Below are 22,865 nucleotides of genomic sequence, written 5' to 3'. Positions count from 1 at the left end.
ATCCCACCTGATGGATGCGCGGCGCACTCTAGCAACGGCGCTCAGAACTGAGAACCGGCGCCTCCCACGAACGCACAAACGCACGTCACACCAAGACAAAATCACCAGGAGAGTACCATGCGCGTACACATCGCAACCGACCACGCTGGCCTCGAACTGAGCCACTACCTAATCGAGTCCCTCACCGCTGCGGGCTACGAAATGATTGACCACGGCCCCGCCGACTATGACCCGCTGGACGACTACCCCTCGTTCTGCATTAATGCAGCCCTTGGCGTGAAGCGTGACCGCGAGGCTGGCCTGGACTCCCTGGGTATTGTGCTGGGCGGTAGCGGCAACGGCGAGCAGATGGCTGCGAACAAGGTTGAGGGTATCCGCGCGGCTCTGGCGTGGAACCACGACACCGCGGCACTGGCTCGCGAGCACAACAACGCACAGGTCGTTGCTGTGGGCGGCCGCCAGCACAGCAAGGAAGAAGCACTGGAAATCATCAAGGTCTTCCTGGCTACCCCCTGGACCAACGAGGAGCGTCACGCACGCCGTATCGGTCAGCTGGCTGAGTACGAGCAGACCGGCGACATTGCCGGCAAGCAGATTGACGCTGCCTAAGCTCTAAAATCTGAGGCGCATAGTGCAGGCTATGCGCCTCAGTCGTCTCTGCACCCCATATAATCCACGCTATTTCTAGCCGACAAGTTTTCGAGGAGAACCCGTGCCCGAAGGCCACTCCATCCACCGTATAGCCCGCCAAATCAGTGACGTCTTCACCGGCGAGCGCGTGCAGGTTTCCTCCCCGCAGGGCCGCTATGCTGAGGGTGCCGCCCTGCTGGACGGGCACACCATCACCGGGGCGTACGCGCACGGTAAGCACCTGTTCGTGACCTTCGAAAACGACCTGACCCTGAACGTGCACCTGGGTATTTACGGTAACTGGAGCTTCGGTGGGGATGAGACGTTCACGGGTGCTTCGAGCATTGGCGCGCCCCGCAAGATCGGCGAAAAAGAATACGCGGCGGGGGAGGGGGAACCCTACGCCGGTCCTCCTGAGCCGAAGAGTACCGTGCGTTGCCGTATTGTTTCGGAGCATGGCTGGGCGGACCTGGTGGGCCCGACTATCTGCCGCACCCTCACGCCGGAGGAGGTGCGCACCGTCCGCTCCAAGCTCGGCCCCGACCCGCTCAACCCGGACGCCGACCCCGAACAGTTCTACCGCGCGGCACGCAAGAGCTCCCGCCCGATTGGTGTGATTCTGATGGATCAGGCGGCAATCTCCGGCGTGGGCAATATCTTCCGCGCCGAATCGCTCTACCGCCAGGAAATTGATCCGTTACGCCCCGGTAAGAGCTTGAGCGATGATGAGCTGGAACGGCTCTGGGAAGATAACAAGCACCTGCTGGTTATTGGCGTGCGCGTGGGTCGCATCATCACCACCGAACCGGAAGACCGCCTCGGCGTGCCCGAAACCGAAGCCTGGCCCGACCACGCCAACTACGTGTACATGCACCACGGCGAGCCCTGCCGCCGCTGCGGAACCACCATCCGCATGGAAGAAATCGCCGGCCGCAAACTCTACTGGTGCCCCGGCTGCCAGGTCTAAAAACTGCTCAAATATTTGACAGTCCAGATGGAACCTCGATACTATAGTCAAGTTCCATTCCGGGGATGTAGCTTAATGGTAAAGCCTCAGTCTTCCAAACTGATTACGCGGGTTCGATTCCCGTCATCCCCTCGAGATTTAGGGTCTCGACGCTTTCGCGTCGAGGCCCTTTCTTTTTCCCTCGAGGGGATGACGGGAATCCCTTCCGCATGCGGATTTGTTTCCTCGCGCGCTCGGAATCCGCATGCTCCAGCTCGTCATCCCCTCGCACAAATCCCAGCTAAGGTTGCCGGGAATCGCTTCCGGGCGAAAATACATTCCCTCGCGCGCTCGGGATTTTCGCCCTCCAGCCCGTCATCCCCTCGAGAACTAATCTCCGGGATTCGCTTACGCATGCGGATTTATTTCCTCGCGCGCTCGGAATCCGCACGCTCCAGCTCGTCATCCCCTCCACCTCGCATCCACACAAAACACCCTACAAAACCAAGGGAGATAGGGGAGTACGCGCTCAGTGGAAATAAACCGCGCACGAGCCGCTGTGTTGGGCATTTAGCGGGAAAACAGGTAAACTAGGGCACTGACTGTGTTAAACACGCAAGTGCGCAACACGGTCGGTTTCACGGGGCGTGGCGTAGCTTGGCTAACGCGCCTGCTTTGGGAGCAGGAGATCGCAGGTTCGAATCCTGTCGCCCCGACGTGAAACGGTTGCCGCGACGCTACAAGGTCGTGGCGCTCTTTCCACTAAGCAACCGCGGCACACACGATTCGTGCCGCACCGAAACTATATGAGGAGATCACGGACGTGAAGACCGCCGTCGAGAAGCTCAACCCGACCCTCGCAAAGATTGAGGTCGAGGTTCCCTTCGCAGAATTCAAGCCCTACCTGGACCGCACCTACAAGAACCTCTCGGGTCAGATCAGCGTTCCCGGCTTCCGCAAGGGTAAGCTGCCCAAGCAGCTCATCGAGCAGCGTGCGGGCTTCGACTACATCGTCGAGGCATCCCTGAACGACGCTCTGAACGACTACTACGCACAGGCACTGGGCGAGAACGAACTCTCCCCCCTGGCACAGCCCGAGCTGGACGTTCAGTCCCAGCCCTCCACTGAGAACCGTGAGGCAGACCTCAAGCTGACCATCACCGTCACCGTCCGCCCCGAAATCGAGCTGCCCAACTACGAGGGCCTCGAGGTTGAGGTTGACGAGGTAGAGGTCACCGCTGAGGACGAGGTTCAGGCACTGGACGCTCTGCGTGAGCGCTTCGGCACCCTGAAGACCGTTGAGCGCCCCGCAGCTGACAAGGACTTCGTGACCATCGACATCGCCGCAGAAATCGACGGCGAGCAGGTAGACGCAGCAAACGACCTGTCCTACCAGATTGGTTCCGGCACCATGCTCGACGGCATCGACGAGGCTCTGACCGGCCTGTCCGCTGGCGAGGACGCAACCTTCGAGACCAAGCTCTCCGGCGGCGAGCACGCAGGCGAGCAGGCTGTCATCAAGGTCAAGCTCTCCGCAGTCAAGGAGCGCGAGCTGCCCGCAGCTGACGACGAGTTCGCACAGCTGGCTTCCGAGTTCGACACCATCGAAGAACTGAAGGAAGACATCAAGAAGCAGGTTGCAGAGGCTAAGGTTGCCGAGCAGGGCACCCAGGCACGCGACAAGGTCCTCGCAAAGCTCGTTGAGCTCGTTGAGATCCCCGTCCCCGAGAAGGTTATCGAGGACCAGCTCGAGCAGCACTTCAACAACCCCAACGCTGAAGCAGGCCACGACACCGAGGAGCACCGCGCCGAGGTTCGCGAGAACACCGAGACCGCATTCAAGAACGAGATGGTTCTCGACGCTGTTGCGGACAAGGAAGAAGTGACCGTCGACCAGGCTGAGATGATCAACTACATCATCACCATGAGCTCCCAGTACGGCATGGACCCCAACCAGTTCGCACAGATGCTGGACGGCTCCGGCCAGGCTGGCGCACTGGTCGGCGAGGTTCGCCGCTCCAAGGCTCTGGCAGCAGTGCTGAAGACCGCAGTGGTCAAGGACACCAAGGGCAACGTTGTTGACCTGTCCAAGTACCTGGGCGAGGGCGAAGAGGCAGCTGCCTAAATCCCCGCCACGGTCTGCAAAAAGCCACCCCGCTAGAGGGCGTGAGCTGATTGCTTGAAATGTGTAGCCTCAGCGGGCATCCACCGGTTGACCGGTTGGGTGCCCGCTGAGGCTCTTTTCACCCCAAACTATTCCGCCCTCAAGTTATTCCGTACCGAGGTTTTCGCCTCTGCTTCACCCCCTGGCGAACGAACAACCCGAAGGGAAGCGGGGGAGAGCAACTATCGGTAAGGTAGTAGCAACGAAACTTTTCGCGTGCGCTCCGGCGCGTAAATCGCGCAAAGATGCAGCGAAGACCCATTAGAGAAGAAGAGGAAGAATGTCCAGCTACATGCCTCTGCCCATCGGCGCCTCCCAGGCAGCCGGCGTGGCGCCCGCGCCGTCTATGGCAACCCCCATCGTTGGTGCCCAGGAAGATTACGTCTACAACAGCCTCCTGAAGGAGCGCATCATCTGGCTCGGCTCCGAGGTGCGCGACTCCAACGCTAACCTCATCTGCTCCCAGATGCTGTTGCTCTCGGCTGAAGACCCCGAGGCAGACATCTACCTGTACATCAACTCGCCCGGCGGCTCCGTGACCGCCGGTATGGCAATCTACGACACCATGCAGCTCATCCCGAACGACGTGGTGACCGTGGTGACCGGTATGGCAGCATCCATGGGTCAGTTCCTGCTCACCGCAGGCACCATCGGCAAGCGCTACGCAACCCCGAACGCCCGCATCCTCATGCACCAGCCCCTCGGTGGTATTGGCGGTACCGCATCGGATATCCGCACCCAGGCTGAGCTGATTCTGGACATGAAGAAGCGCCTGGCAGAGATTACCGCTGAGCGCACCGGCAAGAGCCTGGAAACCATCCTGAAGGATAACGACCGCGACAACTGGTTCAACGCGGAAGAGGGCCTGGAGTACGGCTTCTTCGACCACATTGCGACCACCGCCGGTAAGCTGCCCGAATCGAAGAACGCATAAGGGAGATGCACATGAACTACCTGCCGAACGATATCACCACCTCGGCGCCGGCTATGCCGAGCAACCGCTACGTGCTCCCCAGCTTCGAGGAGCGCACCCCCTACGGTTACAAGCGTCAGGACCCGTACGCAAAGCTGTTCGAGGACCGCATCATCTTCCTGGGCACCCAGGTGGACGACGCATCCGCTGACGACATCATGGCTCAGCTGCTGGTGCTGGAGGCACAGGACCCCGAGCGTGACATCACCCTGTACATCAACTCGCCCGGCGGCTCCTTCACCGCAATGACCGCTATCTACGACACCATGCAGTTCATCCGCCCCGAGATCCAGACCGTGTGCCTGGGTCAGGCGGCATCCGCTGCGGCGGTTCTGCTGGCTGCCGGTACCCCCGGCAAGCGTCTGGCACTGCCGAACGCTCGCGTGCTGATTCACCAGCCCGCTCTGAGCGGCCAGCAGGGCGGTCAGGCATCTGACATTGAGATTCACGCGAACGAGGTTATGCGTATGCGTGAGTGGACTGCACAGACCCTGGCGCTGCACTCGGGCAAGACCTACGAGGAAGTTGACCGCTCCATTGAGCGTGACAACATTCTGACTGCGGCTGCTGCTCTGGAGTACGGCCTGGTCGATAAGGTGCTGGAGTCTCGTAAGTTGCGTAAGCCTGCGACCAACACCGCTATTTCCCACACCTAAACTTTAGTTTTGAGGAATATCCCCGAGTATTTTTCGGGGGAGGGGCGGCATTGCCCCGTGTGCGAGCCTTCGGGCTGGTGCGCGGTGCGGTGCCGCTTCTTTTTGTGCACCGTGGGTGTATTTGGTGGGTCTCCGTGTGGTGCTTCAGTAGGTGACTCTGACCTGCACTTTACCCTTGTGAATCACCGTCATATCGGGGTGTGGAAGTTCCTGCCGCCGTCATAAAAGACGCGCTTTGTCATATGCCCGGTAAGTCCGTTCATTTGCGGTGCGTAATTCTTGGTTCCGGGGTGAACTCCGGTAGCCTTAGAAAAGGAGAAAATTCGAGTATTTCATACCGTTTTCTCACTCAAACTAGGGCGCCCACCACCCGCCGGTGCTCCTCCTGAGAAATCACCGCAGACATCAGGTCACTGACCCTTCTGCGCCGATTTCACCACGCCGATCGAAAGGGAATTTTCGTGGCCACAGACGTCATTGTGCCTCCCGAACAGCCCAACGCCAGCATGCGATGCTCCTTCTGCAAGAAGACTCGCGCGCAGGTTTTTAAGATTGTGCTCGGCCCGAATGTTTCTATCTGCGACGAATGCGTGGAGCTGTGCGAAGAGATCCTCGCTGAAGAGCGTCTGAAGGTGAAGGCCCCCGCCGCTGCGCCCGCGCCTCAGCTGGCTACTCCGCGCGAAATTTACAGCTACCTCAACGACTACGTCATCGGTCAGGACGCGGCGAAGCGCACCCTGGCGGTGGCGGTGTACAACCACTACAAGCGCATCCACGATATTGATAACCCGGTGTTGACCTCCCGCATTCTTTCGGCGACCGCGGGGGAGCAAGTGGAGCTGGGCAAGTCGAATATTCTGATGCTCGGCCCGACCGGCTGCGGTAAAACCTACCTGGCGGCAACCCTGGCGAAGAAGCTGGATGTGCCTTTCGCCCTGGTTGACGCAACCACCCTCACCGAGGCGGGTTACGTGGGTGACGACGTGGAGAACATTCTGTTGCGCCTCATTAACGCCGCTGACGGCGATATTGCCAAGGCTCAGCGCGGCATCATCTACATTGACGAAATCGACAAGATTGCCCGCAAGGGTGGCGAGAACCTCTCCATCACCCGTGACGTGTCCGGTGAGGGCGTGCAGCAGGCGCTGCTGAAGATTATCGAGGGCACCGTGGCGACCGTACCCCCGGAGGGCGGCCGCAAGCACCCGGCGCACGCGAACATTGAGATTGATACCTCGAACATTCTCTTCATCGTGGCTGGTGCCTTCGACAATATTGACGACCGCATTGCAGCCCGCGTGGGTGCCGGTGGCATCGGTTTCGGTGCCGAGCTGGGCGGTTCCGTAAAGAACCCGCTGGATCAGATCATGCCCGAGGACCTGGCGCATTACGGCATTATCCCCGAGCTGATTGGTCGCCTGCCGGTCATCTCGACCCTGAGCGAGCTCAACGAAGAAGAGCTGGCTCGCGTGCTGACCGAACCGAAGAACGCGCTGCTCAAGCAGTACCGTCACCTCTTCGCCCTGGACGGCGTGGAACTCATCATCGACGACGCAGCAGTCGCGGCTATTGCGCGCCTCGCCGCCGAACGTGGTACCGGTGCCCGCGGCCTGCGCTCCATGATGGAGCAGATTCTGCAGCCGATTATGTTCGACATCCCGGACCGCACCGACGTGGTGTCTATCGTCATCGGTGAGGACACCGTGCTCAACGGGGCAGAACCCCGCTACGTGCTGCAGGCACCGGACCCCGAGACCACCCGCACCGTGAAGGGGGAGGCGAAGACCGCCTCCCTGAAGGCCGCGAAGGCCGGGCGCAAGGTGGCCTAATCGAATACTTCCGGCCGAAGAGGCCAGGGAATAAAGAAGCCGTCGCCCCGGTTATACGGGGTGACGGCTCACTAGCAGGTGCCGCGCTCAGAAACCGCGGGCTTGGCTGGTGCAGATATTAAAGGTGAACACAGGGTGCCGGGCTGCACGGGCGGTACGCGCATCCGTACAAGAGAGGAACACCCATGGCTGAGAACGCCCCCGCACAGGTTGATTTCTGGTTCGATCCGATTTGCCCCTGGTGCTGGATTACCTCCCGCTGGATTGGCGAGGTGCAGAAGGTCCGCAATATTGAGGTGACCTGGCGTCCCTTCTCCCTGTCCATGCACAACCAGGGCCGCGACCTGCCCGCCGACTACCAGGCAGCGATGGACCGGTCCTGGGCGCCGACCCGCCTCATTACCGCTGTGCGCGAGCTGCACGGCAACGAGGTCATCAAGCCCCTCTACGACGCTCTGGGCGAGCAGATTCACCACAACGACAACAAGGCAGATTCCTACCGCGACGCAATCGTCAAGGCGCTGGAAGAGGTCAACCTGCCCGCAGAGCTGGCGGATGTGGCCTTCACCGACAAGTACGACGAGCAGATGCGCGCTTCTCTGGACCTCGCCCTGAAGACCGTGGGCGGCACCGATGTGGGTGTTCCGCTGATTTCCATTAACGGCACCGCCTTCTTCGGCCCGGTCATCTCCCCGAGCCCTGCCGGTGAAGAGGCCGGTAAGCTCTTCGACGGCGCCCTGGCGCTGGCTTCCTACCCCGGCTTCTTTGAGCTCAAGCGCCCCCGCACCGTGGGCCCGATTTTCCACGGCGAGGACGGCGAAGCCTAAACACAGCGGGAACTGAGGCTCGAAACGCCGGGGACTGAAGCCCCAAGACTCGAAAACCCCGAGCTCGGCAGAGCCCCTCGGCGATAGAGCCTCAACAGAGCATAAAAGTACCGCCCGGTCACACTGACCGGGCGGTAATTTCTGTCTAACGGTGCCGAATTGCCGGATGCGGGTCAGACTTGGCGGCTTCGGTTTTCAGAAACCGTCTTTCGTGCTTTCTGCGCCTTGCGCTGAGCCCTGCGCTCCAGAACCTTCGGGTGCGTCGCGCGCTGCACAATCTTCGTGTCGCGCATGTGGAAGGTGCGGGTCGCGGTGTACTGGACCGCCTCGTCCGAGGTGAACGCCAACATTGCGAACACCGCAACGCCCAGCTGGAAGAAAATCGTGGACAGCGGCAGGGAGTGGTGTCCCCACAGCACGCCGCCGGTAATCGCCATGAAGTTTAGCGCCGTCAGTAGCAGGGCCAGACGGCGAGCCTTGGAGGAGCCGCGCAGCGTGCTCCACAGCAGGAAGAGGTGGGCCGCAGAATAGACGGCTACGAAGCCCACCAACACCGCGCTGGTGATGGTCAGCAGCACGTCGCTATCCACCTGATCGAATAGGCTCAGCAAATCAAGATCGTCGCCGGATCCTTCCTCCAGCAGCTTGGCTCGCAGAGCCGGGCGGCTGAGCGCCAGAATGACGCTGTTGACAATATCGGCGAGGGTCACGGCGATGAGCATACCCGAACCAACCAGCAGACTCAGCGGCATGCGGTACGCCAGGTCGTGCGCGCTGGAGAGGTGAATTTCTTCCTGCTCCTGCGGCTCCAGACCCTCATTGTTCAGCACGATGACCGGGAGCGCGCCGTCCGTGCGGATCGCGTCACCGCCGCCGTTACGGGCGTGGTAGCCGGAGGAAAAATCGTGCAGAATCTCAACGTGAGTTTCCGGGTGGGCGTACTGAATGGACTCCACAATGTAGTCGCGTTCAAAGTCGGTTTCAGCATCGATGCGGTGCGTGACCTGCAGGGTGAAGAAGCTGAAACCCACACCGGAGTCGTAGGTGCCCGCCGCTAACCAATCCACCTGGTGACCACCAGGCAGAAGCCAGCCGTTCGGGGTTTTCCAGAAGCGCACGTGGTGGCGTTTCTCGGGGTTGCCGTCCACTTCCTTCTGGTAGGCGAAAGCCTGCGTCTTACCAAAAATTTTTAGCGGGGAGACCGGCGCCTCCGCGTAGGAACGGCGGGTGATGGTGGAGATAATAATCTTCCACGAGGAGACGAGGGTGACGTCGTCAGCACGGGTCCAGCCTGCATCCTGCATGACCTGGTGAATCTGCTCCTCGGTACCAATCAGGCCGATATTGACCGGGTCGCCGAGCAGGCCGTCCGGGGTGCGGGTGCGCCCAATGAAGTAATCGGGCACGTAGATGCGGGTCATGATGGCGTGAAAACGCGGTAGCGTCAGGTACGCGGTGACCGCCCAGAAGATAAAGGCGATGGGCACGCCCCAAAAAGAGTGGCCGACCGTATTCGCCAGAATCATGAAGGTCAGCACGAGGGCGGCGACGCCGGCGAAGATAAAGAAGAGAGTGTCCCAGAAATCAACCCAGAAGCTACGCGGCACGAGGTCTTGCGCCGCACCGCGCGTGTCAATATCGCCACGGTAAACCGGTGGCGAGGTGACTGGGGGAGCAACATCGCTACGTATAGGCCGCAGGACGCGTTTTTGGTGGGACATTCCCGCCCTTTCTGCAACATAGTTAGGGTCTTTGAATATCCATAACTATAGCAAGGGGCAGGTTATGTGAAGTACGCATTCCGGGCAGGGCTTAATCGCTTGGCTCGATAGCCCCGCCGCAGAAAAACGCGGTACAACGCGGAGTGCTGGCGTTGCCGCGCGAAAGAAATAAAGGGTGACCCTACTCGGGGAGGGGCTTAGCCTCCACCGCGGCGCGGGCGGCGGCAATAGTGCTTTCGTGGTGCAGCATGTCGCGGCTTTCACGCATGAGGCGCACCCACTTGCGGGTCAGTTCCTCAAGTTGCTGAGCGGTCAACGAACCGGAGGCGATGCTCGCCTCATCGGTGGCGGCGCTGGTGGAAATATGCTGAAGCCAGAGTTCATACACTTCGTTGGTGTAGCTGGCACGCAGCGCCTGGGCATGTTCACGTGCCTGGCTGATGTACTCGTTCAGGCTCGTGTGATAGTGCTGAAGCTGATCGGGGGAAATGTTGGCTTGTGCTCCTGGCGGCGTGCTCGGGGTTGAGCTCTGCCTCGCCTGAGGCTCTTGCGGTAATCCGGAAGATGAAGAGTGTGAATTCATAGTAATTATGGGTGCGCCTACTTTGGCGCGGGTCAGAGTCAGGACGCATCGCTGCGCCTGACGGGTGGTTTACTGTCGTGCGGTTGGTCGGGGTATGTCGTTACTCGTACCGGTGATTTGTCCGTTGCTGAAGTTGAATAGAGGGTTGTTCCTGATGGTAAAACCCTCGCATCAACAATCATACATAAAGTGACAGTCAATCTCATAAGGTTGATTATGCTCTTTGCACATTGATGAACAGAAAAAGGGATTGAAAATCCCACATAATCCCTACAGAACAGCAGACTAAAACCCACATTATTGGGGGAGGAGGTTGTGAAGGTGCTAGGGATGGGTACGGGCACCCGCGGGTACCGAATGTGTAAAGCCTCTAGTCAGAGTCGTAAAAGCGCCATACAAAGCACCGCCCGCAGTCGAGCATCACGCTCTCCGGGTACCTTGCCTGCAGAAACCAACGAACCGCAGACACAGAAAACGGGGCGGTACCGTCAATCGGTACCGCCCCGTCCTCAACACCAACTCGGTGTTATGTCACTAAGCAATGAACGTTAGATTCGATTACTCAGCTGCTTCTTCCACAACGAGTACAACGTCGCGAACCTCCAGCCCGCCCTCAGCTGCCACCAGGGACAGCTCACGAGCGTTACCGGCAGCCTTCAGGTCAGCCATGCCAGCGGCAATGCGATCCAGCTGAGCCTGGGGAGCCGCAATAGTTGCGGACTCAACCTCGGTGCGCTGCTTAACCTTCGCGTCGCTCTTAGCCTTACGCAGGCCGCCCAGAGCCTCAGCAACATCCGGCAGAATCTGCTTCAGCGACTCAATCTGAGCCGGGTCAGCGTCCGCCAGGACCCACTGAGCCGAAATGCCGGCGGTCGGGTTCTGAGCGGAGTACTCAGCCAGCAGGGTGCCTTCCAGGATGGGCAGTGCCTGCGGCCACTCGGCGCGGTGCACGCTACCTGCACGCCACCAGGACCAAATCTCTTCGGTCACGAACGGCAGGAAGGGAGCGAACAGACGCAGTAGGGCATCCAGGGTGGTTGCCAGCGCAGCCAGAACAGAAGCCTGCTCCTCTTCGCCGCGAGCACCGTACGCACGGTCCTTAATCAGCTCGACGAAGTCGTCGGTGAAGGACCAGAAGAAGCTCTCGCAAATCTGCAGAGCACGAGCGTACTCGTACTTCTCGAACGCAGCGGTTGCCTCTTCAATCAGGTACGCCAGGCGAGCCAGCAGGGAACGGTCCAGGGCGTTGATGAGCACGCGACCCTGAGCCTGAGAAGTAATGACAGACTTCTCGGTAGCGCCCAGGTTCAGCACGAACTTGGATGCGTTCAGCAGCTTAATCGCAAGGCGGCGGCCAATCTTCATCTGGCCTTCGTCGTAGGCAGTGTCAGCACCCAGGCGAGCGGAAGCAGCCCAGTAGCGCACAGCGTCCGAACCGTACTTCTCCAGAACCTCGTTCGGGACCACAACATTGCCCTTGGACTTGGACATCTTCTTGCGGTCCGGGTCGAGAATCCAGCCGGAGAGCGCGGTGTTGTACCACGGCACGGAGGACGCCAGGGTCTCCGCGCGAACAGCGGTGGAGAACAGCCAGGTACGGATAATGTCGTGACCCTGCGGGCGCAGATCCATGGGGAAGGTCTTCGCGTGCAGGTCCGGGTTCACACCCCAACCGGTCGCAATCTGCGGGGTCAGGGAGGAGGTAGCCCAGGTGTCCAGAACGTCCGGGTCAGCGATGAAGCCGCCCGCTACGCCGCGCTGATCCTCGGTGTAACCGGGAGCAGCCTGAGATGCGGGGTCAACCGGCAGCATCTCTTCGGTGGGCAGAATCGGGTTCTCGTAGTCCGGCTCGCCCTCAGCGTCCAGCGGGTACCAGACGGGGAAGGGAACGCCGAAGAAGCGCTGGCGAGAAATCAGCCAGTCGCCATTCAGACCCTCAACCCAGTTCTCGTAGCGGCTACGCATGAAGGAGGGGTACCAGTTCATCTCACGGCCGCGCTCGATGAGCTTCTCGCGGCGTGCAGCGTCACGGCCACCGTTGCGGATGTACCACTGACGGGAAGCAACGATTTCGAGGGGCTTGTCACCCTTCTCGTAGAACTTCACGGGGTGGGTAATCGGCTTGGGGTCGCCGTCCATTTCGCCAGCCTCAACCAGCATTTCCACGACGGTCTTCTGTGCGGTGAAGACGGTGGTGCCAGCCATACGCTCGTAGCGCTCGCGGCCCTCAGCGGAGGTGATCCACTCGGGGGTTTCGCGGGAGAAACGGCCGTCGCGACCGATGAGGGCGCGGGTGTCCAGCTGCAGTTCACGCCACCAGGTGACGTCGGTGGTGTCACCGAAGGTACAGATCATGGCGATACCGGCACCCTTGTCGGGCTGTGCCAGCGGGTGCGCCTTAATTTCGACCTCAACGCCGAACAGCGGGGAGGTGACGGTGGTGCCGAACAGCGGCTTGTAACGCTCGTCGTCCGGGTGCGCCACGAGAGCCACACAGGAGGGCAACAGCTCGGGGCGGGTGGTCTCAATCCAGACCTTCTCGCCGTTGGGGCGGTGGAAGCTGATGCGGTGGTACGCGCCGGGGCGTTCCTTGTCTTCCAGCTCAGCCTGTGCCACTGCGGTGCGGAAAGTGACGTCCCACATGGTCGGTGCTTCAGCCATGTAGGCGTTGCCTGCTTCCAGGTCCTTCAGGAAGGCGAGCTGGGAGACCTTGCGGGAGTGCGCGTCGATGGTGCGGTAGGTGCGCGACCAGTCAACGGACAGACCCAGGGTGGTGAAGAGGTTTTCGAAGACCTTCTCGTCTTCAACCGCGAGCTCTTCACAGAGTTCAATGAAGTTGTTGCGGGAGATACGCGGCCACTTTGCCTGGCTGCGGTCGGGCTTGGGGGTGCCGTCTGCCTTCCAGGTGATCAGGTCACGGAAGGAGTCGTTGTCTGCCACGGAGGGGTCGCAGAGAACGCCGTAGTAGTTCTGAACGCGGCGTTCGGTGGGCAGGCCGTTGTCATCCCAGCCGAGGGGGTAGAACACGTTCTTGCCGGTCATGCGCTGGTAGCGTGCAATGACGTCGGTCTGGGTGTAGGAGAACATGTGACCCACGTGCAGGGAGCCGGATGCGGTCGGCGGCGGGGTGTCAATGGAGTAGACCTGTTCGCGAGTGGTGTTCTCGTCGAATGCGTAGGTCTTCTCGTCGGCCCAGCGCTGCGAGAGCTTCTCTTCGAGGCCTTCGAGGGCGGGGCGGTCGGGAACGTTAATCTGTACGGGCGAGTCTGAGCCCAAAATGTTTTCAGCCATAACGGCTATTTTCTCATATTCACGGCATTCTCTCAGCTCCAGGGGAATTCTGCGCCGCACCGTGCTGTTCGTACCGCTCGATGGCGGCTTCTAGGCGCGCCAGGAGGTGCCGGTACCGGCTCACAAATTGTGCCCTGCGCACTGCGGCGCGTACCCCGCCGGAGGCGGTGAGCTCCTGCCAGCTGGCGGGGTCGAGGTAGCTCTGCCCGAGCAGTAGGTGAACTTCGGAACTGTAGGGGAGTCCGGTGGTGGCACGGATGCTGCGCGCCCGCTGCTGGAGGGTGCGGCGCTGCTCTTTAAGGTCGGTGATGTGCTGGTGCGGTGTTGCTGTCATGTGGAGGCTCCCTATATGAGGAGTAATTGGCGATTCAGTGACAAACTCGGTGGAAACGGTAATGGGGGAGAGACCCCCTAATATTGCTGCCCCTGATTACCTGCAGTGTATGCGCGAAAATCTGCAGTATCAATGCCCACGAATCCTTCTCAGCAGAGCGGGCGCGGCGTAGACTGAAGATACACGACCTTTGAGGAGTTGCCAATGAGTTCTCTGAGTATTTTTGGTTTGGGCACGTCTGAAACCGTTCTGCTGATACTGCACCTGGTGCTGGTTGCGTTGTGCGTCTGGCATTTGACGGTGCGTAGCGGTTACGGTGAGGCGCGTATGCGTTTCGTACTGCCTCTGATTGCGTTCATGCCCGGTGCCGCGATTCTCTATCTCATGTCTGCACGCGAGGGTACGGTTCCCCCGGACACCGTGAAGACCGGTAGTAGCTCGCCCGTGTACTTTGAGCACCGCCTCGGATTCCGTGACGGCGGCAGGAGCCGCTGGGGTCTGCCGCGCCGCCGCAAGTAGTAGGTGTGACAGCGCCTGTACCGTTCGTCCTGAATGGTGGCATTGTCGGCATCTATCTCACTATCGAAAATTTCAAAATATATGCCCGCGAGTCTGCTCGAACAGAGCACCCGCGGGCATCACTCTACTAGGATTAAAGTATGACTGAGAACACCCACATTCCTGCATCTCCTTTCCTGCCCCATACCGGCGACGGCAAAGTTGCCGTGGTGACCGGCGCATCCAGCGGTATTGGTCGAGCCACCGTACAGCAGCTGGTAGCAAGCGGCTGGACCGTTTATGCTCTGGCTCGTCGCACCGACCGCCTCTACACTCTCTACGCGGAAACCGGCGCTCACCCGGTGACCTGCGACGTGACCGATGAGCATTCCGTCCGCTTTATTGCCGAGCAGATCCTGGAGGAGCAGGGCACCATTGACGCCCTGGTCAATATTGCCGGTGGTGCTATTGGCGTGGATAAGGTTGCCGACGGCAAGCCTACCGATTATTTGAAGATGTACCAGATGAATGTGCTCGGTATTCTGCACATGGTGCGTGCCTTCGCGGAGGCGTTGCGCCTGAACGGTCACGGCACGATCCTGAACCTGACCTCCACCGCTGCCGAGCACGGCTACGAGGGCGGCGCCGGATACAACGCGGCGAAGTTCGGCGCTCGCGGCCTGACCGAGGCGCTCCGCCTGGAAGAAGCGGAACATAACGTTCGCGTGATTGAGATTTGCCCGGGCATGGTGCACACCGAGGAGTTCTCCCTAAATCGTCTGGGTTCCAAGGAAGCCGCCGAGCGCGTCTATGCGGGTGTTGAGAAGCCGCTGACCGCAGAGGACGTGGCGCAGACCGTGACCTTTGCGTTGAACGTTCCGCACCACGTGAACCTTGACCGCATTACGATTCGCCCGGTGGCGCAGCCGAGCCAGTTCAAGGTGATTCGCAAGGAGAGCTAAGCTTTGTGCTCTTGCGTCCGCTGATGCGGGGGTAACTTGCCTCGCCTGCATTCCTGATTCTTAGGATGCGGGCGAGGCTTTTTGTTTGTACGCGGGGAGGTCTGTGGCTTGTGTGGAGCTTTGATCCGGGTGCCAAGCGGGGCGGGAATAGGTGGGGGAGAGGTATCAAGGAGTACTTGATGGAACTATAAAGTGGTACGTGAGACTTTAAGGTTCACCATGGTGAAATAGTTGGGGTGAAATCATCTATGGAAAGTATTATATTTTCTTCAAATGCAATCAAAAGATAAGGTTATATGCCTTCGTATGTCAGTAGATGGGCGTAAAATTTCCGGATTGGTCTGCATTAAGCCTCAACTTAAGGGGTGGTTTTATAACGATTTCGTTACAGTTGGGCAAAGATGACGGTAAGCATGCTAAACATCCAGGGGCAAATGCTAGCCTTTTAGCAGTCACACCCATGTATGGGCCTACTGCACCTTCAAAGACGGGGGCGAACCACGGTAGGCTCAACACCGATAATCAGAGATCGAGGAAAAATGTCGAAGACTACCCGTCGCGTTTACAAGATCGCAGCAGCGGCAGCCTTTACTGCCGGTTCCGTGGCAGCAATCCCGGCAACTTTTGCGGCAGAAGCACCCGCTGACCAGCAGCAGGTTGTCGACCAGAAGGCAACTGCTCAGACTTCTTCCCTGCCTGGCGGCAACGCAACCGAGACCCCCAAGGCTGAAGCTCCTAAGACCGAGGCTCCTAAGGCTGAGGCTCCTAAGGCAGAGACCCCCAAGGCTGAAGCACCTAAGACCGAGGCTCCGAAGGCTGAGGCTACCGAGGCTCCTAAGGCGGAAGCACCTAAGGCTGAGGCTACCGAGGCACCTAAGACTGAGGCTACCGAGGCACCTAAGACCGAGGCTCCCAAGGCTGAAACCCCCAAGGCTGAAGCTCCTAAGGCTGAGGCAACTGAAGCACCTAAGGCTGAAGCTCCTAAGGCTGAAGCTCCTAAGGCTGAAACCCCCAAGGCTGAGACTCCTAAGGCTGAGGCCCCTGCTCCTGCAACCCCCGAGCCCACTACCCCCTCCACCCCGGCTCCCGAGGTGAAGCAGGCTAACCCCTTCGTCTCCATCGAGAACGCACGCTTCTCCGGTGATGCGCAGTTTAACACCGTGAGCGTTGTTGGTACCGGCTTCTACGGCGAGAAGGTCGGCCCCGGCGTTCAGGTCAGCATCTACGCGCTGGATGAGAACCAGCAGATTACCGGCGACGTCATTACCACCGTGTCCGTGTCTGCGGACCAGATTCAGGATGGCTCCTTCAAGACTTCCTTCACTGTCGAGGCAAGCAAGCTGCCCGCCGGCGCTTCTTACGCCCTGGTTGCTGTAAGCAACCCGCAGGCTGCTCAGGCTGACCAGAAGCTCGTGGCTCTCTCCTCCTTCAAGGTCACCGAGACCACCTCTACTGAGGCTCCGAAGACCGAGGAGACCCCCGCTCCTGAGGCTCCCAAGACCGAGACCCCGGCACCCGTAACCCCGGCGCCGGAAACCCCGAAGGCTGATGAGACCCCGGCACCCGAGGCTCCCAAGACTGAGGCTCCCAAGGAAGAAACTCCTGCTCCGGAAGCCCCCAAGGCTGAGACTCCGGCCCCCGAGGCACCTAAGGCTGACGAGACTCCCGCTCCCGCAGCACCCGAGAACGCAACCCTCACCACCGAGGACGCTTCCCTGGATCCGAACGACCAGTACAACGTTCTGACCTTCAACGGCTCCGGCTTCACCCACGAGTCTGTTGCTAACGGCGTGCAGATTGCAATCTTCCGCCTGGATGCAAACGGCAACATCACCGGTGACGCTCTGGCAACCCACGATATTCCTGCTTCTGAAATCGTGAACGGCACCTTCCGCGTCAAGGTCAGCGTTCTTGCAGAACTGCTGCAGCCCGGTTACGCCTACGCAATGGTGGCAACCAGCGACCCGAACGGCCTGGTACACCAGGTTGCAGTCACCACCGCTACCGTGAGCGATGCGAACAACCCCGCACCGACCCTGCCGGCAGCTACCGAGGACGATAACACCACCGTTCGCGATAACGGCGACGGCACCACCAGCGTCTTCACCGCTGAAATGCGCGAAGATGGTTCGGTTGTTGTAACCGAGACCCGCATGCCCACTTCTCAGGCACCCAAGGCTAAGGTTGGCAACGCATCCGCTGCTACCTCTTCGAAGGGCCACGGTCTGAGCACCTCCGGTACCAAGGGTTCGACCTCGACCTCTTCGTCGGCTTCTTCTTCCTCTTCGAAGCAGCAGCTGGCGCACACTGGCGCTGAGGGTGTTGCGGGTATCGCAGGCGTTGGCGCCGCAGCTCTGATTGCTGGTGCCGCACTGATGCTCCTGCGCCGCCGCAGCCTCTAATAGCTCAGGCTCTATAGCCAGGCTCTGAAAATCTGATGCTCACCGCACGGTGAGTGCGGCAAGTGCCGTCAATACTCTGAAAAGGGTATTGGCGGCACTTTTGCGTGTCGGCAGTTTTGTGTTGAGCTGTTTTGAAATGGAGGGGGTGTGGCAAAGCGTGTGCGGCAAGCTGGGGGAGAGGCGCGGGTGTTCTCTTCCGTGGTGGAGGTGCGGGGTGGAAGCGCGGGGCGGTGTAACGGAATGATTTTGCTGGGTTATTTGGCGCGCAATTATTGGTACGCATGCTTGTAATCAATGCGCATGTAAAAGCGGTGTGACCTGCTATTTTTTCACTTAAAAGAAATAAATTAAATGCATGAATGTGCAGAATATTTTTATCTCAAATCCATTAAAACTGCATATGCATGCAATAAAACCTTGAGCTTCAAGGGAGAGTTGAAAAATTTTACCTAGTCCATGCAGTTTGAGTGCTCTTGATGCTGTTCTGGAGGGTAAAAAATATGCTGTGTGGGTTATTGCACAGGAAAATAGTTGGGACCTAAAGCGTCTTTACAGCAATAACAAGAAAAGTATTGTTAGTGTGGAATTACCGATAAATAGAGCGATTCCCTTCGCGGTAACTTCCACCATTACATGAATGTTATGACTAGTCCGTACGTTATAGCGTTCAATCCCGAAGAGACACCCGTCCAACTTCGATCCGTGGCGCCCTCCGGAGGGTATCGTTCACACTCACAGAAAAGGTGTGTTCCATGCCCGAACCCGCTCACTCAAAAACCCGAGCAACAGCCGCTATTGCTGCTTCCGTCCTGTCCGTCACCGGTGTTGGTGCTGCGCACGCAGATGTGCAGGTGCAGAATACCGGCGGAATGGCTTCACCGACTGCGGTGGAATCCGACAATCCTCCCTCCGCGGCAAACGCAACCCCCATCGAAAACGTTGCTACCCAGAACTCCCCGCAGGTGTACGTAGAGCAGGGTGTTGTCATTAACCCGGCGCGTTCCCAGAGCATCACCGTGACCGGTGAAGGCTTCACCGGCGGACCTGTCGAACGTTACGGCGTGGCAGTGTACGTGAGCGAATACCGCCAGTACCCCCTCTACGCACTGGGTCGCGGCTCCGCAGTGACGATGACCCTCGTGCCCGAACTCGATGTGGACGGTGGCCGCTTCAGTACCCAGGTGACCCTGCCCGCAGGTACCCTCGACCCCAACCAGCAGTACGTCGTCGCAACTGCCGTGGTCGACCCCGGTAAGGGTTATGCAACCGAGGACCCCTCCTACAACTCCTCCGCACCGCTGGAGCTGCTGCCCGCAAATACTCAGGATGAGCCGCTCAATGCTCAGATTCTTTCGGGGCAGCTGGAAATCCCGCAGGATAAGAACCTTGTCGTCTACAAGGTCACCGGTCTGGGTGAGGCGCAGGCTTTTGAAGTCATGACCTACACCTACGCCCTGGATAGCCAGGGTAACCGCATCCTGCTCGCTGCCTCTCCCGCGCGTGCCGACGTTATGAACGGCACCCTCCTGGACGGCATTGAAGTGCCCGGATCCAGGCTGGAAGAAGTGCAGGCTGTTCACGAAGACCTGCGCTACGTGCTGAGCATTGAGGTTGCGCCCTCTGCCGCTAATGGTTACACCGCCCAGGAAGTTGAGGTTCCCTTCATGAATGGTTGGAATGCACAGAATGGCTCCGCTCCGGTTGCTACCGCTGAGCGTGCAATGGCGGAGCAGGCACAGTTCGAGAAGAAGCAGTTCGAAGAGGAGGCGCAGCCCGAGCAGGTCGCCCAGGCTACCCCGAGTGCGCAGTCTGAGCAGGCTACCTCGAATGCTCAGTCCGCTCAGGCAGTTGCCGCGAGCCCCGTCGAGCAGTTCGACCACGTACTGCCCGAGAACGACCCGCGCCGCCACTACAGCCTGCCGCGCAACACCGTTTTTGACCGCGTCCACGACACCACCGAAGAACAGACCAACAACACCTCTAACCCCGTGATGACCGCCCGCCTGCACGTAGAAGAAACCGTAGTTCCCGAGAACGACTCCGAGAAGACTCTGACCGTGCGTGGTGAGGGTTTCACCGGTGTCGGCTCGGTGCACCTGATGGTCAGCGCTGTTGACGAATACGGTGTGGCAACCGGCGGCATGATCGCCTCGGCTGATGTCTCTGAGATTGATGCATCCGGCGCGTTTAGTGCTCAGGTGCAGATTCCCGGCTCGGCGCTCAAGCCCGGTACCACCTACCGCGTGAGCGCTGTGGCGGAGGATGAGCAGGGCACCGTGCGCATGGTCAACGGCGGCTTCACTGTCGAGCGCGATAGTGCGGATAACGCGCCCGCAACCCCTGAGCAGGATGCACCCGCGGCGGATGTACCTGCGGCTGAAGCTCCCGCAGCTGATGCCTCGGCACCTTCTGAGTCTGCTACTTCGGAGCCTGCTCCGGTGGCTGATCAGGCTTCCGCTGCGGAGCAGAAGGCGGGGGAGAGCAACGCTGAGCAGAAGAATGAGGCTCCGGTTGCTACCCAGAACGCCCCTGCTCAGAACGCTTCTGCACAGAAGGGTGATGCCCAGAAGAGCGATGCTCAGAAGGTTGAGGCGCAGGCATCTGGTGGTCAAAAGGTTGCCGCTGCTACCCAGCCGAAGCGCGAGCAGCTGGCGGCTACCGGCGCCTCCAATATGCTGGTCATTAGCGCAGCTGGATCGCTGTCGCTGCTTGCTGGTATGCGTTTGAGCCGTCGTCGCCGTAGTGAGATGCGGCTCAGTTCTCGCCGCTAAAACGGGGCAATTATTGCCCCACTAGGCAAAACGTGCACATAGATGTAGGGACGTCCGAAATGCAAGATTCGGGCGTCCCTGCATCTTTAACTTTTTCTAAGGTTATACCTATAATTTAGAGTGCTGTTATAGACGGTACTATCACTCTTTATCACCTCGTTCACCCGGGGTGAGGAGTCGCTGTGAAGCGCCTCCGGTCACCGATATGAGAGAACCGTTATTCTGTGCCTACTTCCGACCTTTGGGCGCAGGAGTCACACGACGATTCATCACACTCACTCACGAAAATAGGTGACCATGTTTTCCACGCAGCGAACTGCTCGCGGCGCGGCGCTAGTAGCGTCCGCAACCCTCGGTTTGGGGGGTGCTCTCGCGCCTGCAACTCTTGCTCCCGCAACTTTCGCGCCTGTTGCCTACGCTCAGACTCAGCAGCCTGAAAAGCCTGAACTTCCGCTCGCCGTTGCCACTGATGTGGTTCAGCACAGTATCTCCTTGGTTTTACTGGCTCAGACTGGCGACTACACTCTTCTGCAAATCGGCGGTGTAAATTCCCTGGACCAGGTGAAGGTTCGCCTGTCCGCCATCTCCGTTGAAGATGGCGTTGTGGCGACCATGACCGTACCCGCAGCCCAGATGACTGCCTCAAAGAATGAAGAAGGCAATATTGAGCTGAGCATCCACCAGCGCCTCAACGTTGAGCAGCCGTACATGGTGGAAATTGAGAATCTGAGCAACGGCGAGACTGTCTCCGTTGAGTTTATGCCCGAGTACGGTGTAACAGTCGACGAGATTATGGCTAGCAGCCAGAACATTTTCTTCCCTGACACCCCCGGTGTTCCCCGTGCTAACCGCGTGGAGGCGAATCCTGCCCCCGAGGTGTCCCTGAGCCCCAGCGCATCCCCGAGTGCCGCGAAGGATAGCCCGCGCCCGACGGTCGCCCCGGCACCTTCTGAAGCGCCGTCTGCATCGCAGAAAGTTTCTGCTCGTCCTTCTGTGAGTGCATCTGCTAGCGCCTCGGTGAGTGCGTCTGCCAGTGCTTCTGCTTCGGTGAGTTCTTCTACCGATGATGCGGCGCCCGCTGAGGTGACCGAGGATCGTCTGCTGGTGCACTCCCGCTCCGATCGGGCTCCCGCGGAGACCCGTGAGGCGACCCTGGAAATTTCCACCGCAGAGCTGCGCGGATCGGATGAGCTGCAGCCGATTAGCGTGCGCGCTAGGAACGTTGCGGAGAGTGGCCTGGGTTATGACGTGATGGTCTTTGAGATGCCTGCTGACGGCGGTGCCGTGGGTTCACCGCTGGCGACCACGCATGTGAGCCCTCAGCAGGTGGCTGATGCTTCTTTCTCTGCTGATTTGAAGGTTCCCGGTACCTCTTTGAATGCTGGTAAACGCTATCGTGTGGTTGTGGTGGGTGGTAACTCCACTGAGGAGCTGCAGCTCATGGCGACCAGTGCTTTTGGTGTGAGCGTGATTCAGCGTGCGGTTCCTGTTGACCCGGCTCCGAAGCCTACGAATACTGTTGTTCACCCGCAGGTCCCGATGATTTCTGATGCGAATCATCGTGTGAGCCCTTCGGCCCCTTCGGGTCGCGTGAGCACTGTGGATTCTTCAGGTGCCTCTGCGGATGCTCAAGATTTGGTGACTGATTCTGTTGCTAAGATTCCCTCGGTGGATAGCGCTCTGGGCTATATTGTGCAGGCGCAGCAGTCGGCGCGTGCGATTACCGCGCAGGCTCGTAGTTCTGTGGCTGAGACTGCGGTGGTTCCTTCGACGATGATTATGTCTGGTTATGCGACGCTACTGCCTGGTCGTACTGTGGTGAACCTGCTGGGTTATCAGTCTTCGGAGTCTGAAACGGTGACTGTTGCTTCGCCTCAGGAGAATGTGGGTGCTGCAGGTTCGGGTAGTTTCTATACGCGTAGCTCGAAGTCGCGCGGTGATTCTGCCGGTTCGAAGCTGGAGGCGAGCGCTCAGGATAATGGCCCGCTGCCGGAGGGTACCTTGCCGCTGAGTATTGCTCTGCTGGGTTCGGTTGCTTTTGTGGGTACTGCTGTGGCGGTGAATGTGTATCGTCGTCGCCTTGAGGGTGCTGAGGAGCTGGGTGCTGAGTAGTTCAGCTATTTGTTGCTTAGCTCTGTGAGGCGTGGCTCTCTGTAGGGGAGTTTGTTGAGTGGGAGGCGCTCTGTCGGGTGCGTGCCGTGTGGGTGCGTGTTCGGCGGGGCGCCTTCTGTGTGCCCGGATGTTTGACTCTATTGCGCGGTGGTCTGGTGCGCTTTGG

The 22,865-nt window shown here is 59.5% G+C and carries 16 protein-coding genes and 2 tRNA genes; 14 read left to right on the top strand and 4 right to left on the bottom strand.

Features of this window, described 5'->3' with window-relative positions; translation table 11 throughout:
* Positions 1-117 precede the first annotated feature (117 nt).
* From HMPREF2765_RS08620 to HMPREF2765_RS08580, 9 genes are all read left to right on the top strand, one after another.
* Positions 118-609 (top strand): ribose-5-phosphate isomerase, encoded by a 492-nt coding sequence (locus tag HMPREF2765_RS08620; protein ID WP_070605377.1) that lies wholly within the window; start codon positions 118-120, stop codon positions 607-609.
* Between the two features lie 103 nt (positions 610-712).
* Complete coding sequence (locus HMPREF2765_RS08615) at positions 713-1,597, top strand: Fpg/Nei family DNA glycosylase (RefSeq protein WP_070605372.1); 885 nt, start codon at positions 713-715, stop codon at positions 1,595-1,597.
* Between the two features lie 61 nt (positions 1,598-1,658).
* A tRNA-Gly gene (locus HMPREF2765_RS08610) sits at positions 1,659-1,729 on the top strand.
* A 488-nt stretch (positions 1,730-2,217) separates the two neighbouring features.
* Positions 2,218-2,292 (top strand) — tRNA-Pro (locus tag HMPREF2765_RS08605).
* A gap of 107 nt (positions 2,293-2,399) precedes the next feature.
* Complete coding sequence (gene tig, locus HMPREF2765_RS08600) at positions 2,400-3,701, top strand: trigger factor (RefSeq protein ID WP_049345618.1); 1,302 nt, start codon at positions 2,400-2,402, stop codon at positions 3,699-3,701.
* 319 nt (positions 3,702-4,020) lie between these two features.
* Positions 4,021-4,674: an ATP-dependent Clp protease proteolytic subunit gene (locus tag HMPREF2765_RS08595; protein ID WP_005505718.1), complete on the top strand. Its 654-nt coding sequence runs from the start codon at positions 4,021-4,023 to the stop codon at positions 4,672-4,674.
* 5 nt (positions 4,675-4,679) lie between these two features.
* Positions 4,680-5,369, top strand: a complete 690-nt coding sequence (locus tag HMPREF2765_RS08590) for an ATP-dependent Clp protease proteolytic subunit (RefSeq protein ID WP_012903382.1) — start codon at positions 4,680-4,682, stop codon at positions 5,367-5,369.
* 461 nt (positions 5,370-5,830) lie between these two features.
* Positions 5,831-7,198: an ATP-dependent Clp protease ATP-binding subunit ClpX gene (clpX, locus tag HMPREF2765_RS08585; protein WP_065425265.1), complete on the top strand. Its 1,368-nt coding sequence runs from the start codon at positions 5,831-5,833 to the stop codon at positions 7,196-7,198.
* Between the two features lie 185 nt (positions 7,199-7,383).
* Positions 7,384-8,025 (top strand): DsbA family oxidoreductase, encoded by a 642-nt coding sequence (locus HMPREF2765_RS08580; protein WP_049345615.1) that lies wholly within the window; start codon positions 7,384-7,386, stop codon positions 8,023-8,025.
* A gap of 173 nt (positions 8,026-8,198) precedes the next feature.
* On the opposite strand, the gene HMPREF2765_RS08575 is transcribed toward HMPREF2765_RS08580, so the two are convergent.
* The 4 genes from HMPREF2765_RS08575 to HMPREF2765_RS08560 form a co-directional block, all read right to left on the bottom strand.
* Positions 8,199-9,746 carry an LssY C-terminal domain-containing protein gene (locus HMPREF2765_RS08575; RefSeq protein ID WP_049352416.1) on the bottom strand — a complete coding sequence of 516 codons (1,548 nt, stop codon included), beginning with the start codon at positions 9,744-9,746 and terminating at the stop codon, positions 8,199-8,201.
* Positions 9,747-9,927: 181 nt separating this feature from the next.
* Positions 9,928-10,329: a hypothetical protein gene (locus HMPREF2765_RS09230; RefSeq protein ID WP_141749105.1), complete on the bottom strand. Its 402-nt coding sequence runs from the start codon at positions 10,327-10,329 to the stop codon at positions 9,928-9,930.
* Positions 10,330-10,887: 558 nt separating this feature from the next.
* Positions 10,888-13,620: a valine--tRNA ligase gene (valS, locus tag HMPREF2765_RS08565; protein WP_070605369.1), complete on the bottom strand. Its 2,733-nt coding sequence runs from the start codon at positions 13,618-13,620 to the stop codon at positions 10,888-10,890.
* Between the two features lie 19 nt (positions 13,621-13,639).
* Positions 13,640-13,954, bottom strand: a complete 315-nt coding sequence (locus HMPREF2765_RS08560) for a hypothetical protein (protein WP_049342078.1) — start codon at positions 13,952-13,954, stop codon at positions 13,640-13,642.
* A 204-nt stretch (positions 13,955-14,158) separates the two neighbouring features.
* Between HMPREF2765_RS08560 and HMPREF2765_RS08555 the strand changes: the two genes are divergently transcribed.
* The 5 genes from HMPREF2765_RS08555 (at position 14,159) to HMPREF2765_RS08535 (ending at position 22,699) form a co-directional block, all read left to right on the top strand.
* The gene (locus HMPREF2765_RS08555) at positions 14,159-14,473 is read left to right on the top strand and encodes a hypothetical protein (protein WP_049342077.1); all 315 of its coding nucleotides are present in this window, start codon (positions 14,159-14,161) and stop codon (positions 14,471-14,473) included.
* Between the two features lie 140 nt (positions 14,474-14,613).
* Positions 14,614-15,414, top strand: a complete 801-nt coding sequence (locus tag HMPREF2765_RS08550; protein WP_049342076.1) for an SDR family oxidoreductase — start codon at positions 14,614-14,616, stop codon at positions 15,412-15,414.
* Between the two features lie 539 nt (positions 15,415-15,953).
* Positions 15,954-17,816 carry an LPXTG cell wall anchor domain-containing protein gene (locus tag HMPREF2765_RS08545; protein ID WP_070605367.1) on the top strand — a complete coding sequence of 621 codons (1,863 nt, stop codon included), beginning with the start codon at positions 15,954-15,956 and terminating at the stop codon, positions 17,814-17,816.
* 752 nt (positions 17,817-18,568) lie between these two features.
* Positions 18,569-20,587, top strand: a complete 2,019-nt coding sequence (locus tag HMPREF2765_RS08540) for an adhesin (RefSeq protein ID WP_070605364.1) — start codon at positions 18,569-18,571, stop codon at positions 20,585-20,587.
* Positions 20,588-20,884: 297 nt separating this feature from the next.
* Positions 20,885-22,699, top strand: coding sequence for a hypothetical protein (locus HMPREF2765_RS08535; RefSeq protein ID WP_044150365.1), 1,815 nt, complete (start codon positions 20,885-20,887; stop codon positions 22,697-22,699).
* Positions 22,700-22,865 lie beyond the last annotated feature (166 nt).

The sequence above is a fragment of the Rothia sp. HMSC062H08 genome, from assembly GCF_001810775.1.
Classification (GTDB): Bacteria; Actinomycetota; Actinomycetes; order Actinomycetales; family Micrococcaceae; genus Rothia.
The sequence above is the reverse complement of the archived record's forward strand: the minus strand, read 5'-3'. Positions and strand labels throughout refer to the sequence as shown.

Coding starts and splice junctions, on each gene's coding strand:
- HMPREF2765_RS08620 (WP_070605377.1), top strand. CDS start 118: ATGCGCGTACACATCGCAACCGACCACGCTGGCCTCGAACTGAGCCAC.
- HMPREF2765_RS08595 (WP_005505718.1), top strand. CDS start 4,021: ATGTCCAGCTACATGCCTCTGCCCATCGGCGCCTCCCAGGCAGCCGGC.
- HMPREF2765_RS08590 (WP_012903382.1), top strand. CDS start 4,680: ATGCACATGAACTACCTGCCGAACGATATCACCACCTCGGCGCCGGCT.
- HMPREF2765_RS08580 (WP_049345615.1), top strand. CDS start 7,384: ATGGCTGAGAACGCCCCCGCACAGGTTGATTTCTGGTTCGATCCGATT.
- HMPREF2765_RS08575 (WP_049352416.1), bottom strand. CDS start 9,746: ATGTCCCACCAAAAACGCGTCCTGCGGCCTATACGTAGCGATGTTGCT.
- HMPREF2765_RS09230 (WP_141749105.1), bottom strand. CDS start 10,329: ATGAATTCACACTCTTCATCTTCCGGATTACCGCAAGAGCCTCAGGCG.
- valS (WP_070605369.1), bottom strand. CDS start 13,620: ATGGCTGAAAACATTTTGGGCTCAGACTCGCCCGTACAGATTAACGTT.
- HMPREF2765_RS08560 (WP_049342078.1), bottom strand. CDS start 13,954: ATGACAGCAACACCGCACCAGCACATCACCGACCTTAAAGAGCAGCGC.
- HMPREF2765_RS08555 (WP_049342077.1), top strand. CDS start 14,159: ATGAGTTCTCTGAGTATTTTTGGTTTGGGCACGTCTGAAACCGTTCTG.
- HMPREF2765_RS08550 (WP_049342076.1), top strand. CDS start 14,614: ATGACTGAGAACACCCACATTCCTGCATCTCCTTTCCTGCCCCATACC.
- HMPREF2765_RS08545 (WP_070605367.1), top strand. CDS start 15,954: ATGTCGAAGACTACCCGTCGCGTTTACAAGATCGCAGCAGCGGCAGCC.
- HMPREF2765_RS08540 (WP_070605364.1), top strand. CDS start 18,569: ATGCCCGAACCCGCTCACTCAAAAACCCGAGCAACAGCCGCTATTGCT.
- HMPREF2765_RS08535 (WP_044150365.1), top strand. CDS start 20,885: ATGTTTTCCACGCAGCGAACTGCTCGCGGCGCGGCGCTAGTAGCGTCC.